Here is a 14,102-nt window from a genome sequence, read left to right as displayed (position 1 = left end):
GGTGGCTGGCACAAATCCATTTGCCTCCGCCATGTCGGGGTCGGTACGTAGAACCTAATGGACTTTCAGATTGATGTGAAAGTCTTTTTGGTTCTAACTTAATTATGTATATATCTGATAAAGAAAAGACTACTAAATGCGTAAAGCTGATTTTGAGGCCGTGGGGTGCATTTCTGATCAGGCATGGAGCGAGCGCCGCCTGGGCGGCGCTCGAACGGGTGATGATGTGCTAGGCCGTGCGGGTCGTGCGCTGCGCCTCGAATTGCTCAACCCGCTGGCGAATCCGCGGAATCAGCTCCTGCCCGTACTCCACGGCATCGCGCAACTGCTCGAACCCACGAAACAGGAAGGTGCTCACGCCCAGTTCGTAGTAGGCCAGCGCGGCCTCGGCCACTTGCTCAGGCGTGCCCACCAGCGAGGTGGAGTTGCCGGCGCCGCCGCCCAAGGCCGCGATCTCGGTCCACAGCCGGGTGTCATGCACCTTTCGCTGGCCGGCCAGCTGCACCAGGCGTTCGGAACCGGCGTTGCTCTTGCCGAAATTCTTCTCGCGGCGGTTGCCCTGGCGGATGCCGATGCGTTGTTGGGCGTCGGCCAGGATACGCTCGGCCCGCGCCCAGGCTTCTTCTTCCGTTGCACCGAGGATCGGCCGTAACGAGAGGCTGAAGCGGATATGATTCTCCCGCCCGTATCGGGCAGCGGCCTTGCGTACCTGGGCAATGCGCTCGCGCACTTGTTCCAGCGGCTCACCCCACATCATGTATACGTCGGCGTGTCTGGCCGCGACTTCCACTGCCGCGTCCGAGGCGCCGGAGAAGTAGACTGGCAGCTTGCCCACGGGTTTGACCAGGGTCAGGTTGTCTTCCACCCGGTAATGCGCCCCGTGGTGGTCGAACGGCGCGGTCTGCGTCCAGGTATTGTGCAGCACCTCCAGGTATTCGTCGGTGCGGGCGTAGCGGGCATCCTTGTCGAGGAAGTCGCCGTCGCGCTGCAGGTCGCCGCTGTCGCCGCCGGTGATCACGTTGATCGAGGCACGTCCGCGGCTCAGTTGGTCGAGCGTGGCGAACTGGCGGGCGGCGAAGGTAGGGGCCTGGAAGCCGGGGCGGTGCGCCACCAGCAGGCCGATGCGTTCGGTCAGCGCAGCGACGTAGCTGGCCAGGATCATCGAGTCCGGTGCACTGGTGTTGACCGCCAGCAGGGCCTTGTCGAAGCCGGCGTATTCCTGGGCCTGGGCGAAGGCCTTGATGAACTCCAGGTCAACCAGTGGTCCGCGCGGGGCCTGTGATTCACTGCTTTCCTGGGGGCCGATGAGGCCAATGAATTCGAGGGTCATGTGGTGGAACTCCTTTTCAAGGGGGCAGCCGTCAGGCGACGGCGGTCTGGCTGCGACGTTGGATATTGCGGTTGGTCGGTACGCTCAGGCCAAAGCTGTCGCGCAAAGTGCTGCCGGTGTACTCGCTGCGCACCAGGCCGCGCGCCTGCAGCAGGGGTACTACCAGTTCGGTGAAGTACTGCAGACCATCGGGCAGCAACGAGTTGATGATGAAACCATCGGCGGCGCCGCCCTCGAACCAGTCTTGCAAGGCATCGGCAACTTGCTCTGGGGTACCGGTGAAGTCCCGCCGCGGGCGCGAAAAGCGCAAGGCAATTTCGCGCAGGCTCAGGCCCTCGTCGCGGGCCAGTTGTTTCAACTGGTCGGCGGTACCCTTGTGGCTGTTGTCGCCGAGCGTGCCCAGGTCGGGGAACGGTGCATCCAGGTCGTGCCGGCTGAAGTCATAGTCGTTGAACGGCCGGCCCAGGGCGACCAGGGCGTCTTCGATGCTCACCAGGTCTACGGCCTGCTGGTAGCGGCGCTCGACCTCGGCTTCATCGCGGCCGACGATGGGGCGGATGCCCGGCAGGATGAACAGTTGGTCCGGGTCGCGGCCATGGCCGACGGCGCGCTGTTTCAGGTCCCGGTAATAAGCGCGGGCATCACTTGACGACTCGGGGTTGACGAAGATCGCATCGGCGTTCTGCGCGGCGAAATCGCGACCGTCCTCCGACACCCCGGCCTGGAAGATCAGCGGTTGGCCCTGGGGTGAGCGCTGAATGTTCAGCGGGCCCTTGACCTTGAAGAACTCGCCTTGATGGCCCAGGGTGTGCAGCTTGGCCGGGTCGAAGAACTCGCCGGTCTGTTTGTTGCGGGTGAAGGCGTCGTCTTCCCACGAGTCCCACAGGCCCTGGACTACTTCGACATGTTCACGGGCGATGCGGTAGCGCACGGCATGGGGTGGGTGTTCATCCTTGCCGAAGTTGTCAGCGGTACCCGAGAGCCACGAGGTGACCACGTTCCAGCCGGCGCGACCGCCGCTGATCAGGTCCAGCGAGGCGAACTGGCGGGCGACCTGGAAAGGCTCGGTGTAGCTGACCGTGACCGTGGCTACCAGGCCGATGTGGGATGTGACAGCTGCCAGCGCTGAGAGAATGGTCAGCGGCTCGAAGCGGTTGAGGTAATGGGGGCTGGAGCGGGCGTGGATGTGCAGGCTGTCGGCAATGAAGGCGAAGTCGAACTTCGCAGCCTCCGCCAGCTGCGCCTGTTGCTTGTAGTAGCCGAAATTGACGCTGGCGTCGGCCAGTGCCTTGGGGTGACGCCATTCGCCCCAGCCGTGGCCGACACCATGGATCATTGCGCCGAGATGGATCTGTCGTTTGCTCACGTTCAATACCTCTGGCCAGATAGGCCTCAATGTCTGATCCACGCGGCACGCCCGTGCCGCGTGGCACAACGGTCAAACCGCCACGGGCAGCACGCTGCGTGAATGCCCTGGTATTGCCTCGATCAGCGCTCGGGTGTAGGCGCTGGCCGGCTGGCCGAACACCTGCACCGCCGGCCCTTGCTCGACCACCTGCCCGCGCCGTAGCACCAGCACCTGGTCGGCCATGCTTGCCACCACCGCCAGGTCGTGGGAGACCAGTACGTACGCCATGCCCAATTCGCGCTGCAGTTCATCCAGCAGGGCGAGGATCTGTGCCTGCACCGATACGTCCAGTGCGCTGACCGGTTCGTCGAGCAGCAACACGTCCGGCTCCAGGGCCAGGGCCCGGGCAATGGCCACCCGCTGTCGCTGGCCTCCGGACAACTCCCGCGGCAGGCGGTCGAGGAAGTGCACCGGCAGGTGCACCCTGGCGATCAGTTCGCGGGCCTTGCGTTCCAGTGCCTGGCCCTTGAGCAGGCCGAATGACACCAGCGGCTCGACGATGCTGTCGAACACGGTGAAACGCGGGTCGAGTGCGGCAAATGGGTTCTGCTGCACCAGCTGGATGCGCCGACGCAGGGGACGGAACTGCCGCCAGCTGAACACGCTGACATCATCGCCAGCGAACTCGACGTGCCCTTGGCTGGGCTTTTCCAGCCCCAGGGCAATACGCAGCGCTGTGCTTTTGCCTGAGCCAGACTCGCCCACGATGGCCAGGGTCTGACCGGCGTGCACTTCAAGGTTCAGGTCATGCAGGGCAGTGAAGTGGGCGTGCTGACCTGGCAGCGCAAAGCGTTTGCCGACGTTGCTCAGGCGCAGCAGCGGCACCTGGCCCGTCACCTCGCCGGGCCTGCGCCGCGGCACGAAGGCCGGCGCAGCATTGAGCAGATCACGTGTATAGGGGTGCTGCGCCCCCCAGAGTATTTGCCTGGGGGATGCATGCTCGATGAGCTCGCCCTGCTTCATCACCAGCAGGCGGTCGGCGCGGTCGCATGCCATGCCCAGGTCATGGGTGATGATCAGCAATGAGATGCCACGCTCGGCCACCAGTTGTTGCAGGTGGTCGAGAATGCGCCGCTGCACCGTTACATCCAGCGCGCTGGTGGGCTCGTCGGCAATGATCAGCCGCGGCTCGCCAGCCAGGGCGATGGCGATCAGCACCCGCTGGCGCATGCCGCCGGACAATTCGTGGGGGTACTGGCGAGCCCGCAGCGGCGGCTCGTCCAGGCCAACCTGGGCCAGCAATGCCAGGACTTCGCTGTCCACCTCGGGGTAGCGTCGGCCACGGGCCAGCACCAGAGCCTCGGCGATCTGCCGGCCAATGCGCAGGGTGGGGTTGAGGCTGACCATAGGGTCCTGCGGCACCAGGCCGACGGTACGCCCGCGCAACTGGCGCTTGGTGCGCTCGTCGGCTTGGGCCACATCGACGCCGTCGACCCACAGCTGGCCCTGGTCGATGTGGGCATTGTCCGGCAGCAGGCCGAGCAGGGCGTTGGCCAGGGTCGATTTTCCTGAACCGGACTCGCCGACGATAGCCAGGGTTTCGCCTTGGGCCAGGTTGAACGACAGCTGGCTCACCGCCTGGGTGCGGTGCCCGGCGAAGGCGTAGCTGACACTCAGGTCGCGTACCTCGATCAAGGGCGACTGGCTCATCGGGCATGCTCCTCGGCGCTGCGCGCCAGGTGGTTGAGGCTGAACACCACGGCCACCACGAATAGCCCCGGCAGCAGGGATACCCAAGGCGCAGTGATGAGGAAGTGGCGGCCGTTGGCGATCAGCGTGCCCCATTCCGCTGCTGGTGGAGCCGCGCCGAAGCCTAGAAAGCTGAGCCCGGCGGTGGCCAGGATGGCGGCGCCGAAGTCCAGGGTGGCGAGCACCGCCACCGGGCCCCAGGCGTTGGGCAGCACGTGGCGCAGCAGCGTGCGCGCCCAACTGGCGCCTCCCAGGCGTGCGGCTTCGACGTAGGGCAGGGTTTTGATCCGCAGCACTTCGGCCCGGGTGGTGCGGGCGAAGCCCGGGATGATCCCGACGCCCACGGCGACGGCCACAGGCACCGTGCCGAAGCCGATGGCAGTGACGATGGCCAGCGCCAGTAGCAGGCCGGGCAGGGCCAGCAACACGTCGATCAGGCGCATCAGCGCAGCATCGACGCGCCCACCGGCAAAACCAGCCAGTACACCAAGACCAAGGCCACCGAACAGGGCGATGGCCACCGCCAGCAGTGCGGCCATCACCGACAGGCGTGCGCCGTACACCACCCGGGTGTAAAGGTCGCGGCCCAGCTCGTCAGTGCCGAACCAGTGCACCAGGCCGGGGGCGCTGAGCTTGTCGGCGGGCGAAGTGGCATAAGGGTCGTAGCTGGTCAGCAGTTGTGGTGCCAGCGCGGCGAACAAGGCAAACAGCACGATCAGCAGCGCCAGGCTGAAGCCGGGCCGGCGCAGCAACGGGATCAAGGTTTGCTGTGCGCGCTGCAAGCGTGTGCGACGCTTCCAGGTGACCGCAGGGCGTGCCTCGTCGCCGGCAGGCGCAGTGTCGCCCGGGGTCAGGGGGATATCGATGGTCATCTCAGTTCACCTTGGCCGTATGGGTGATGCGCGGGTCGAGGTAGGGGTAGAGCAAGTCGACGATCAGGTTGACCACCACGAACGCGGTGGCCGATGCCGCGACGATCGCCAGCACTACCGGGATGTCCTGGCGCAACACGGCCTCCTGCGCCAGGCGGCCGACGCCGTTACGCGAGAAGATGGTCTCCACCAGCACTGCGCCGGACACCGTGTTACCGACCTGCAGGCCGACCAGGGTCAGCAGCGGCAAGGCGGCGTTGCGCAGGCCGTGACGGGCCTGTACCTGGGCCCTGCTCAGGCCTTTGGCGAAGGCGGTGGTGATGTACGGTTCCTGCCACACCCCCTGGAAGCCGCGTTGCAACACCTGGGCGTATACGGCGGCGCTGGGTATCGCCAAGGTGATCGCCGGCAGCACCAGGCTGGCAAGGCCCTGGCTACCGGTAGCCGGGAACCAGCCCAGGGCGAAGGCGAACACCTGGATCAGCAGCAGGCCCATCCAGAACACCGGCACCGAAAAGCCCAGCGAGGGCAGACGGGCAAGTGCCGTCTTCAGCGGTCGCCATTGCAGGTAAGCGGTCAGGTAGGCCAGACCGACCCCGGCCAGCAACGACAGCACGATGGCAGAGCCAGCCAGCGCCAAGGTTTGCGGCAGGCGCTCGGCCAGCAGCGCGGTGACCGGCCGCCCCAGTGACAGCGACTGCCCCAGGTCGCCGTGCAACGCGCGCCACAGCAGGTCGAAATACTGCTCGAACAGCCCTTTGTCCAGCCCGTAGTAGGCGCGGGCCTTGGCCAGGTCCTCGGGTGACAGGCCGTCGGCCTCCATGCCGGAGGCGCTGAGCATGATCGCCAGGGTGTCGCCGGGTAGCAGGTAGAGAATGAAATAGGTGATCGTGTAGGCGCCCCACAGCACCAGCAGTGCCTGGCCGATGCGGCCGGTCAGGTAGCGCTTCATGGCTGGCCGACCTGGATGTCGCTGAACAAGGCGATGCCTTCTGCGGTCCAGCGGAAGTCCTTGACCTGCGGCGCGGTGGCGGCCTGCCAGACGCGCTCGTACAGCGGGAACGCTGAGGCTTCGTCGATCAGCAGGTCCTGCAGCTGGCCATAGGCTTGAGCCCGTTGCGGATCGGCGGTGGCGGTGATGCCGTTGTCAAACAGTACCTGGGCCTTGGCCAGTGTGTGTGGCTCGTAGGTGTTGGTGGCTACCGTGGCGCTGTTGGCCGAGCGGGGGTCGAGGATGGTCTGCAGGATGATCGGGTCGGCGCGGGTCATGTAGGTGGAGGTCAGGTCATAAGTGCCGGCTGCGTTGCCAGCAACCCATTCGGCACGGGTCAGCACATTCAGCTTGAGATCGATACCGACCTTGCGCAGTTGGTCCTGGACCAGCACGTCTCCGGCGCTTTCGGCCGGCGTGAGGTTGTAGCGCAGGGTCAGGCGCTGGCCGTTCTTGTGGCGGTAGCCATCCTCACCCTTGTGCCAGCCGGCGGCGTCAAGCAGTTGCTCGGCGCCTTTGGGGTCATAGGCAAGCTTGCTGGCCTGGGGTTTGAAATACGGCGTGGTGACGTCATACACGCCGCTCACCACCGGGAACGCTGCGTTGTACACGGTGTGCGCGTAGCTGGTGCGATCGATGGCTTTCTGCAGCGCAAGGCGCACCTGGCGGTCGGCCAGCAGGCGGTCGTTGCGGGTGTTGGGGTAGAGGTTCAGCGCCGGGCCTGGCAGCGAGCGGCTCTGGATGGTCGCGCCCTTGGACTGGAACAGCTTGAGGTCGACTTCCGAGAACGGGTTGCGTGGCCACAGGATGTCGGCCTTGCCCTGCAGGAACAGGCCATTGCGCACGCTTTCTTCGGGGATGTAGCTGATGTCCACGGCCTCCACGTGTGCAGGGCCCTGGTTGCGCATGTTGGCCGACGGCCAGGCGTAGTCGGTACGCTTGACCAGGCGTGCGCCGACCTCGGGGGTGTAGTGGTCGAGGATGAACGGGCCGGTACCGATGATTTTGCCCAGCGAACGTTCTTGCGCGGTCAGCTGGTACGAGGCCGGGGCGAGGATCGCCAGATTGGTGGTGGAAGTAGCTTGCAGGAAGCCTGCATTGGGCCGTGACAGCACCAGCCGCACGGTGAAGTCGTCGATGACCTCTGCGTGGTCGTAGCCGGCGAGGTAGGTGGCACCAAAGGTGGCAGGCAACTGGGTGGCGAAGGCTTTGTTGCTGTCAAAGGCAGCTTTCACGGCGTGTGCATCGAAGCGCTCGCCATTGCTGAACGTGACGTCCTGGCGCAGGTGGAAGGTGTAGTTCAGGGCGTCGGCACTGATCTCCCAGCTTTTCGCCAGCCAGGGGATGATGTGCCCGCTGTCCGGGTCCTGGTCGGTGAGGGATTCAGCGACGTTGCGCAGCAGCACGCGGTGTTCCAGCCAGTAGACCTGGAAGGGGTCGACGCTGACCAGGGTGGTGTTGTCGCCCCAGAAGGCAACGCTGAGGGTTTTGCTGGTGTTGCTGTTGTCGGCGGGCGAGCAGGCGGTGAGGGCCAGGGCCAGGGAGCCGATGGCGAACAGGCGGTGCAGTGGGGGCATGGGGTGGTCCTTCATGAGAGTGGGTTATCCTGCCCCGCGAAGAGGCCGGCACAGCCAACGAAAAGCTGTCAGTCCTGGTAATCACGGCCCTCCCGGTCCAACTGCCGGATCAAGGCATCCCAATGCCGCTGGATACCTTCCCCCTTGCCATCGGCAAAACGCTTCGATTGCTCATGCACCTTGGCAATCGCTGCTTGCGGCGCATGCAACAGCTGGTCATTGCCCCCGGCCTGCGCCGCCACCTGGATGTTGCAGGCACGCTCCAGCCCATGCAGTTCGCGGAACGCGTGTTCCACGCTGATGCCCCCGGTGAGCAGCCCGTGGTTGCGCAGGATAAGGATGTTGCTGTCGCCTAGGTTGGCCACCAGCCGCTGCTGCTCGTCCAGGTCCAGGGCCACGCCCTCGTAATCGTGGTAAACCACCCGGCTGTAATAGGCCAGGGCGTGCTGGGAAATCGGCAGCAGGCCGTCGCGCTGGGCCGACACTGCCGCACCGTCGCGGGTGTGGGTGTGCAGCACGGCCTTGAGGTCGGGCCTGGCGCGGTGAATGGCGCTGTGGATCACATAACCGGCCTGGTTGATACCCAGGCCCAGTGGGTCGTCGATGATCGTGCCGTCGACGTCCACCTTGACCAGGTTGGAAGCGCTGATTTCATCGAACAGCAAGCCGAACGCGTTGATCAGGAAGTGCTCGTCCGGCCCCGGCACGCGGGCGGAGAAGTGCGTGTAGATATGGTCGGTCCAGCGGAACAGGGCCGCCAGGCGGTAGGCTGCGGCCAGCTTGACGCGTACCTCCCACTCTTCGGCGCTGACCCGGTCGCGCACATTGTCGGAACGGGGGGTGATGGCAGACAGTGAACTCATGGTGTGCTCTCCGGTAATCAGTAGCCGCGTGCGGTGTCGACCAGGTTGGCCAGGGGCGCCTGCTCGCGGTAGCGGTGGAAGTTGGCGATGAAGGCTTCGAGGAGGGCTGGGTAACCCTCCTCGGAAATGGCCGAGGTGTGTGGCGACAGGAACACCCGTGGGTGCTGATACAGCGGGTGGCCGACGGGCAGCGGCTCGGGGTCGGTGACATCCAGGCTGGCACGGCCGATCAAACCGCTGTCCAGGGCCTCCAGCAGGGCCTGCTGGTCGAGCAGGCCACCACGGGCGATATTGATCAGATGCAAGCCAGGGCGGGCATCGCTCAGCACCTGGCGGTCGATCAGGCCGCGAGTGGCGGGGGTGAGCGGGGCGGCCAGCACCAGGTGGTCGCTGCCAGCGAACAGCTGACGCAGGTCGTCGGCACGTTCCACGCCAGGCACTTCGGCGATTGGCTGGCCAGGGCGGCTCAGCGCCAGCACCCGCATGCCGAGTGCCACGGCCTTGCGCGCCAGGCTCTGGCCAATGTTGCCGAAGCCGAGAATGCCCAGGGTGCGGCCGCGCAGCGGCGCCAGTGGGGTCAGGCGCCAGTCGGCATCCTTGACCCAAAGCGTTGGCAGTTGCTTTGCAGCGGCGAACACCAAGGCCAGCGCGAACTCGGCCACCTGCTCGGCGTTGGCGCCCTTGCCGCTGGTCACCGGCGCACCCTTGAAGACCCAGTCGGGGTAGAAGTCGATGCCCGAAGATACCAGCTGCACCCATTTCAAACCCCAGGGCCAACCTGGCGGCGGGCTGTCGACGCGCTGCCCACGCACGTTGACAGGGCGCAGGATGAACACATCGGCGGGCACTTCGAGGGCCAGCTGGCCGGGGGCGATATCGATCACTTCATGATCCGGCAAATGCTCGCGCAGATGCTGGTTGGCCTGGGCGTCGAGCTGGCTGGCGATGATCGAATGGCTCATGACCGAACCTCCGTCAGCGCGGCGCGGCCGACCTGGCCGAATACCACGTCGTCCTGCGGGGTGTGAATGCGGCTGCAGAGTACGTCGCGGTAGTGCCGCTCCAGCGGGTTGCGCCTCGAAAGCCCGGGGTTGCCGGCGGCCTCGACGGCCAGTGCCACGGCCTGGATGGCATTGGCGCTGACCAGGTGCTTGAGCTGGCCGGCATGCTGCGCAGCGGTTTGCCCGGCGACGGCGGCATCGAGCAGGCTCTGGTTGGCGAACAGCAGCGTGTCGATGCGGCCCAGCACATCCTGGAAACGCGGCAGGCTGGCCAGCGGGGCACCCAGGTTAGAGGGCGTGCGTTGCTTGAGGAAGCCCGCCAGCCAGTCGCGGGCGGCGCGAGCCACGCCGTCATACACCGCCGGCAGCAGCACGGCCATCCACAGCAGGCCCTGGCCATCGAGTTCGGCTTTCGGGGCACTGGCGGGGCTGACGCTGACGGCGTGGTCGAGAGGTATCAGCACGTCATCGAACTGCACCTCATGGCTGCAGGTGGCACGCATGCCCAGGTGGTCCCAGTCGTCGACGATGGTGATCCCGGGCGTGTCGCGGTGCACCAGAAAACCGCCCACCAGCGGGTCGGCATCGTCGCTGCGCCCCCAGACCAGGAACCAGGTCAGGCCGTGGCTACCGGTGGAATAGTTCTTGCGCCCGCTCAGGCGCCAGCCTTCGGTGGTGCGCCGGGCGACGGTGGCGGGCAAGCCGCCGCGGGCAGGGGTGCCAAGTTCGGGTTCGACGCGCAGCGCGTTGATCAGCGCGCCATGTTGCACGGCATCGCGGGCTATCCGATGGCGCAGGTGCTCGGGCCAGCGCGCTTCGTCCTGCAGGCGAAAATGCTGCAGGTACTGCATCACCAGGATCAACGCGGTGGCCGGGTCGCCTTTGCCGACCGCGCCGATCACTCGGCGAGCGCTGGCAAGGTCAGCGCCGCTGCCGCCGAGGCCGCGGGGCACGGTGAGGGCGAGCAGGCCGTGACGTTGCAGCAGGTCGAAGTTGTCCCGGGGGAACTGGCCGCTGCGATCATAGCGCTCGGCATTGGCTGCGAGGGCCTGCGTCAGCTCAGCGAGGGCGCTGTCGGAGGGGTGGCTCATGGGGTTTCATCCCTGAATGACGGTAAGTTGCTTAAGACCGTATTCGTATGGATGAGCGCTGTAAAAGTCTTTTTTGTTCTATGCTAATTATTTGTTTTAAGAATTTAATGTTTATCACGTTATGCGAAAATTGCATTTAATGGCGCCGGAGAACGCAGGCCCCGGCGATCTCAGCTCAGCAGCCTATGCCCGGCGACTTCACCAAAGAGTTCCACGGGCTCCTGCAAATTGCCCAGGTAGCGCGGATGGAACAGCCACAGGTCCACCTGCGGCTTGAAATCGCTGACATTGAGCACGTCCAGCGCATCGCGATGCCGGCTGGCTTGCAGCAGCGGTTCCGGGACCAACCCCAGGCCCTGGCCGTTGGCGACCAGCCCCAGTTGCAACTCGGTGCCGAACGTCTCCAGGTTGATTGACAGGCTTAGCCCTTGTTCGCTCAGTGCACGCTGCAGCCCTGCGCGGAAACCGCAGCCGTCAGGGTTGAGCACCCAGCCACGGGTATAGCAGTCCTTGAGCTTGTAGCTGCGCTTGCCCGCGCTGCCCCTGGCCGCCACCACCTTCAGCGGCATGCGCGCAATGGACTGGCTGGCGATTCCCTCGGGGAAGATCTTGCCTGGCGGGAACAATGCGGCAGCAGCGTCCAGTTCGCCGTTCTCCATGCGCGCGATCAAGCTGCTGCCCCAGCCGCTGCTGACCTGGGTACGCAGCTGTGGGTAGGCTTCGCGGATCTGCGCCAGGGCGTCAAGCAGCACCACATCACCCAAGGTCTGAGGTACGCCCAGGCGCAGCGTGCCCGATGGGGCGCCATCGTTGGCCACCAGTTCGCGCAGTGAGTCGATCTCGCGCAGGATCGCCTTGCACTGCTCGTATACCCGCAGCCCCATGGGTGTGGGCTTGAGGGGCTTGGTGTTGCGGTCGAGTAGGGTGGCGCCGAGGTCTTCCTCGAAGTTCTGCACTCGGCGGGTAATGGCCGGTTGCGTCAGTTGCAAGGCCTCGGCGGCAAGGTTGGTCGACTGGCAACGAATGACTGCGACGAAGGCGTCCATATCATCGATTTTCATAATCGGCGCTCACAAGATCGAACGGGAAAAATAAGGCATTAGCATAATCGGAATGGCGGGTAATGCCATCTGCAGGAATTTATGTGATCAAAGCGCATATTAGGTTATTCCTAAAATGAATTTAGTTTATTTGATGGTTCTCGCTAGAGTCGCCTGACCGGGCAGCATGACGCTGCCCGCCCAGGCAGCGAGGAGCGCCATGTCCATTCGAACGAAACTGCTGACCCTTGCCGCGGCCCTGGTGCTGATTGGCCAGGCAAGCGCCACAGAGCGCCTGACCCTGCGCATCGGTGACCAGAAGGGCAATATGCGTGCCCAGCTGGAGGCTGCCGACGCCTTGCGCGATTTGCCCTATGACATCCATTGGGCCGAATTCCCGGCTGCCGCGCCGCTAGCCGAGGCGCTCAATGCCGGGGCGATCGATGCCGGCATCATTGGTGATGCGCCGCTGTTGTTCGTGCTGGCTTCGGGTGCGCCGGTCAAAGCCGTCGCCGTGGACAAGTCAGACCCTTACGGTACAGCGCTGCTGGTTCGGCCTGATGCGCCGCTGCAAGGTGCAGCAGAACTCAAGGGCAAGCGCATTGCCACCGGCCGAGGTTCGATTGGGCATCATCTGGCGCTCAAGGCACTGGAGCAGGCTGGGCTTAGCGAGAAGGACGTGGAGTTCCGTTTTCTCGGGCCGGTGGACGCCAAGATCGCCCTGGCCAATGGCTCGGTGGACGCTTGGGCGACTTGGGAGCCCTACACCGCGTTGGCCGAACTGAGTGGGCAGGGCAGGGTGCTGGTCAACGGTTGCGGCCTGTCCAGCGGTAACAGCTTCCTTGCAGCCACCGACAAGGCGCTGGACGAACCTGCGCGGCATGCGGCACTGCAAGACTACCTCAACCGCCTTGCCGAGGCGCAGGTGTGGGCCAACCAGCATCTGGACAGTTACTCGAAAACCTTGGCCGCAATCATCGGCTTCCCGGAGGACGCCGCCCGTCTGCAGTTCGAACGACGCCATCTGCGCTGGCAAGTGATCGACCCACAGACCGTGGCGGCACAGCAGGACACCGCCGATTTTTATCATGCCCACGGCCTGATGAACGAACGCCTCGACGTGGCACCGACCTTCGCCAGCGGCTTCACCATTCCCGGTACCGCCAAACTGGCCGCGCAACCCTGACTCTGGAGATACGTTCATGCAATTGAAAGCTCTACGCCAGCTTGGTCTGGCCCTGCTGGCCAGTGCCTTGCTGCCAAACCTGGCCAGCGCCGACCAGACCCTGCGCATCGGTTACCAGAAGTCCTCGACCCTGCTGACCTTGCTCAAGGCCCGTGGCAGCCTTGAACAACGCCTGCAGGCCGAGGGCATCCGCGTCAGCTGGCATGAGTTCCCCAGCGGGTTGCCGCTGTTGGAGGCACTGAACCTGGGCAATGTCGACCTGTCGGCGGATGTCGCCGACACCGTGCCGGTGTTTACCCAGGCGGCGGGTGCGAAGCTGACCTACTTCGCCCGCGAGACACCCTCGCCAACGGCCCAGGCGATCCTGGTGCCGGCGGACTCGCCGCTCAAGACCCTGGCCGACCTCAAAGGCAAACGCGTGGCAGTGACGAAGGCGGCCGGCAGCCACTACCTGCTGATCCAGGCCCTGGCCAAGGCCGGGCTTACTTTCAAGGACATCACCCCGGCCTACCTGATTCCCGCCGACGGCAGAGCCGCCTTCGAGAACCACAAGGTCGATGCCTGGGTGACCTGGGACCCTTACGTGGCCAGCGCCCAGCGTCAGCAGAACGCGCGCATCCTGGCCGATGGCAGCGAGCTGGCCAGCTACCAGCGCTACTACCTGGCCGGCAGCGACTACGCCAAGGCCCATCCCGAGGTGCTGCAGCAGGTCTACCTTGCCTTGCGCGAGGCTGGGGCCTGGACCAAGGCCAACCCGGCGGAGGCCGCGCGTATCCTGGGCCCGTTGTGGGGCAACCTGGACAGCGCCACGGTGCAGCAGGCCAACGCCCGGCGCAGTTATGACGTGCAGCCGGTGAAGCTGGAGAACCTGGCCGAGCAGCAGCGCATCGCCGATGCGTTCTATCGCGAGGGGCTGCTGCCAAAAGCAGTGGATGCCAGCTCGGTAAGCCTTTATGAGCCGGCGCAGAACTAGCCATCGTCGGTAAGCCAGGCGCCCACATGTACGCCGCATGGCTTGAAGCGGGGCGCTCCGCGTACCCTGTGGGAGCGGGCG

Annotated in this window: 12 protein-coding genes; 2 read left to right on the top strand and 10 right to left on the bottom strand. The window is 65.2% G+C overall.

Annotated features, from left to right (window positions below; all coding sequences use genetic code 11):
* Positions 1–229: 229 nt before the first annotated feature.
* From ABE456_RS01125 to ABE456_RS01080, 10 genes are all read right to left on the bottom strand, one after another.
* Entirely contained in the window at positions 230–1,330 is a 1,101-nt protein-coding gene (locus tag ABE456_RS01125) for an LLM class flavin-dependent oxidoreductase (protein ID WP_346642331.1), read from the bottom strand.
* A 31-nt stretch (positions 1,331–1,361) separates the two neighbouring features.
* Positions 1,362–2,696 carry an LLM class flavin-dependent oxidoreductase gene (locus ABE456_RS01120; RefSeq protein WP_346642330.1) on the bottom strand — a complete coding sequence of 445 codons (1,335 nt, stop codon included), beginning with the start codon at positions 2,694–2,696 and terminating at the stop codon, positions 1,362–1,364.
* Between the two features lie 72 nt (positions 2,697–2,768).
* Positions 2,769–4,388, bottom strand: coding sequence for an ABC transporter ATP-binding protein (locus tag ABE456_RS01115; RefSeq protein ID WP_346642329.1), 1,620 nt, complete (start codon positions 4,386–4,388; stop codon positions 2,769–2,771).
* Positions 4,385–5,299 (bottom strand): ABC transporter permease, encoded by a 915-nt coding sequence (locus tag ABE456_RS01110; protein WP_346642328.1) that lies wholly within the window; start codon positions 5,297–5,299, stop codon positions 4,385–4,387. Before ABE456_RS01110 ends, ABE456_RS01115 begins: the two co-directional genes overlap by 4 nt.
* A gap of 1 nt (position 5,300) precedes the next feature.
* Positions 5,301–6,251: an ABC transporter permease gene (locus ABE456_RS01105; RefSeq protein WP_346642327.1), complete on the bottom strand. Its 951-nt coding sequence runs from the start codon at positions 6,249–6,251 to the stop codon at positions 5,301–5,303.
* The gene (locus ABE456_RS01100) at positions 6,248–7,867 is read right to left on the bottom strand and encodes an ABC transporter substrate-binding protein (RefSeq protein WP_346642326.1); all 1,620 of its coding nucleotides are present in this window, start codon (positions 7,865–7,867) and stop codon (positions 6,248–6,250) included. The genes ABE456_RS01105 and ABE456_RS01100 overlap by 4 nt, the downstream gene beginning before the upstream one ends.
* A 68-nt stretch (positions 7,868–7,935) precedes the next feature.
* Positions 7,936–8,730, bottom strand: a complete 795-nt coding sequence (locus ABE456_RS01095) for a class II aldolase/adducin family protein (RefSeq protein ID WP_346642325.1) — start codon at positions 8,728–8,730, stop codon at positions 7,936–7,938.
* 17 nt (positions 8,731–8,747) lie between these two features.
* Complete coding sequence (locus tag ABE456_RS01090) at positions 8,748–9,692, bottom strand: D-isomer specific 2-hydroxyacid dehydrogenase family protein (RefSeq protein ID WP_346642324.1); 945 nt, start codon at positions 9,690–9,692, stop codon at positions 8,748–8,750.
* Entirely contained in the window at positions 9,689–10,822 is a 1,134-nt protein-coding gene (locus tag ABE456_RS01085; protein WP_346642323.1) for an acyl-CoA dehydrogenase family protein, read from the bottom strand. Before ABE456_RS01085 ends, ABE456_RS01090 begins: the two co-directional genes overlap by 4 nt.
* A 170-nt stretch (positions 10,823–10,992) precedes the next feature.
* Complete coding sequence (locus tag ABE456_RS01080) at positions 10,993–11,883, bottom strand: LysR family transcriptional regulator (RefSeq protein ID WP_346642322.1); 891 nt, start codon at positions 11,881–11,883, stop codon at positions 10,993–10,995.
* 199 nt (positions 11,884–12,082) lie between these two features.
* Between ABE456_RS01080 and ABE456_RS01075 the strand changes: the two genes are divergently transcribed.
* Both ABE456_RS01075 and ABE456_RS01070 read left to right on the top strand, forming a co-directional pair.
* Positions 12,083–13,048, top strand: a complete 966-nt coding sequence (locus ABE456_RS01075) for an ABC transporter substrate-binding protein (protein WP_346642321.1) — start codon at positions 12,083–12,085, stop codon at positions 13,046–13,048.
* Positions 13,049–13,064: 16 nt separating this feature from the next.
* On the top strand, positions 13,065–14,021 hold the full coding sequence (locus tag ABE456_RS01070) for an aliphatic sulfonate ABC transporter substrate-binding protein (RefSeq protein WP_346642320.1): 957 nt from the start codon (positions 13,065–13,067) through the stop codon (positions 14,019–14,021).
* Positions 14,022–14,102 lie beyond the last annotated feature (81 nt).

The organism is Pseudomonas sp. TWI929, assembly GCF_039673335.1.
Classification (GTDB): Bacteria; Pseudomonadota; Gammaproteobacteria; order Pseudomonadales; family Pseudomonadaceae; genus Aquipseudomonas.
The sequence above is the reverse complement of the archived record's forward strand: the minus strand, read 5'-3'. Positions and strand labels throughout refer to the sequence as shown.

Excerpts from the sequence above, each read along its gene's own strand:
- ABE456_RS01090 (WP_346642324.1), bottom strand. The coding sequence starts at position 9,692 with ATGAGCCATTCGATCATCGCCAGCCAGCTCGACGCCCAGGCCAACCAG.
- ABE456_RS01100 (WP_346642326.1), bottom strand. The coding sequence starts at position 7,867 with ATGCCCCCACTGCACCGCCTGTTCGCCATCGGCTCCCTGGCCCTGGCC.
- ABE456_RS01075 (WP_346642321.1), top strand. The coding sequence starts at position 12,083 with ATGTCCATTCGAACGAAACTGCTGACCCTTGCCGCGGCCCTGGTGCTG.
- ABE456_RS01110 (WP_346642328.1), bottom strand. The coding sequence starts at position 5,299 with ATGACCATCGATATCCCCCTGACCCCGGGCGACACTGCGCCTGCCGGC.
- ABE456_RS01105 (WP_346642327.1), bottom strand. The coding sequence starts at position 6,251 with ATGAAGCGCTACCTGACCGGCCGCATCGGCCAGGCACTGCTGGTGCTG.
- ABE456_RS01080 (WP_346642322.1), bottom strand. The coding sequence starts at position 11,883 with ATGAAAATCGATGATATGGACGCCTTCGTCGCAGTCATTCGTTGCCAG.
- ABE456_RS01085 (WP_346642323.1), bottom strand. The coding sequence starts at position 10,822 with ATGAGCCACCCCTCCGACAGCGCCCTCGCTGAGCTGACGCAGGCCCTC.
- ABE456_RS01095 (WP_346642325.1), bottom strand. The coding sequence starts at position 8,730 with ATGAGTTCACTGTCTGCCATCACCCCCCGTTCCGACAATGTGCGCGAC.
- ABE456_RS01125 (WP_346642331.1), bottom strand. The coding sequence starts at position 1,330 with ATGACCCTCGAATTCATTGGCCTCATCGGCCCCCAGGAAAGCAGTGAA.
- ABE456_RS01115 (WP_346642329.1), bottom strand. The coding sequence starts at position 4,388 with ATGAGCCAGTCGCCCTTGATCGAGGTACGCGACCTGAGTGTCAGCTAC.
- ABE456_RS01070 (WP_346642320.1), top strand. The coding sequence starts at position 13,065 with ATGCAATTGAAAGCTCTACGCCAGCTTGGTCTGGCCCTGCTGGCCAGT.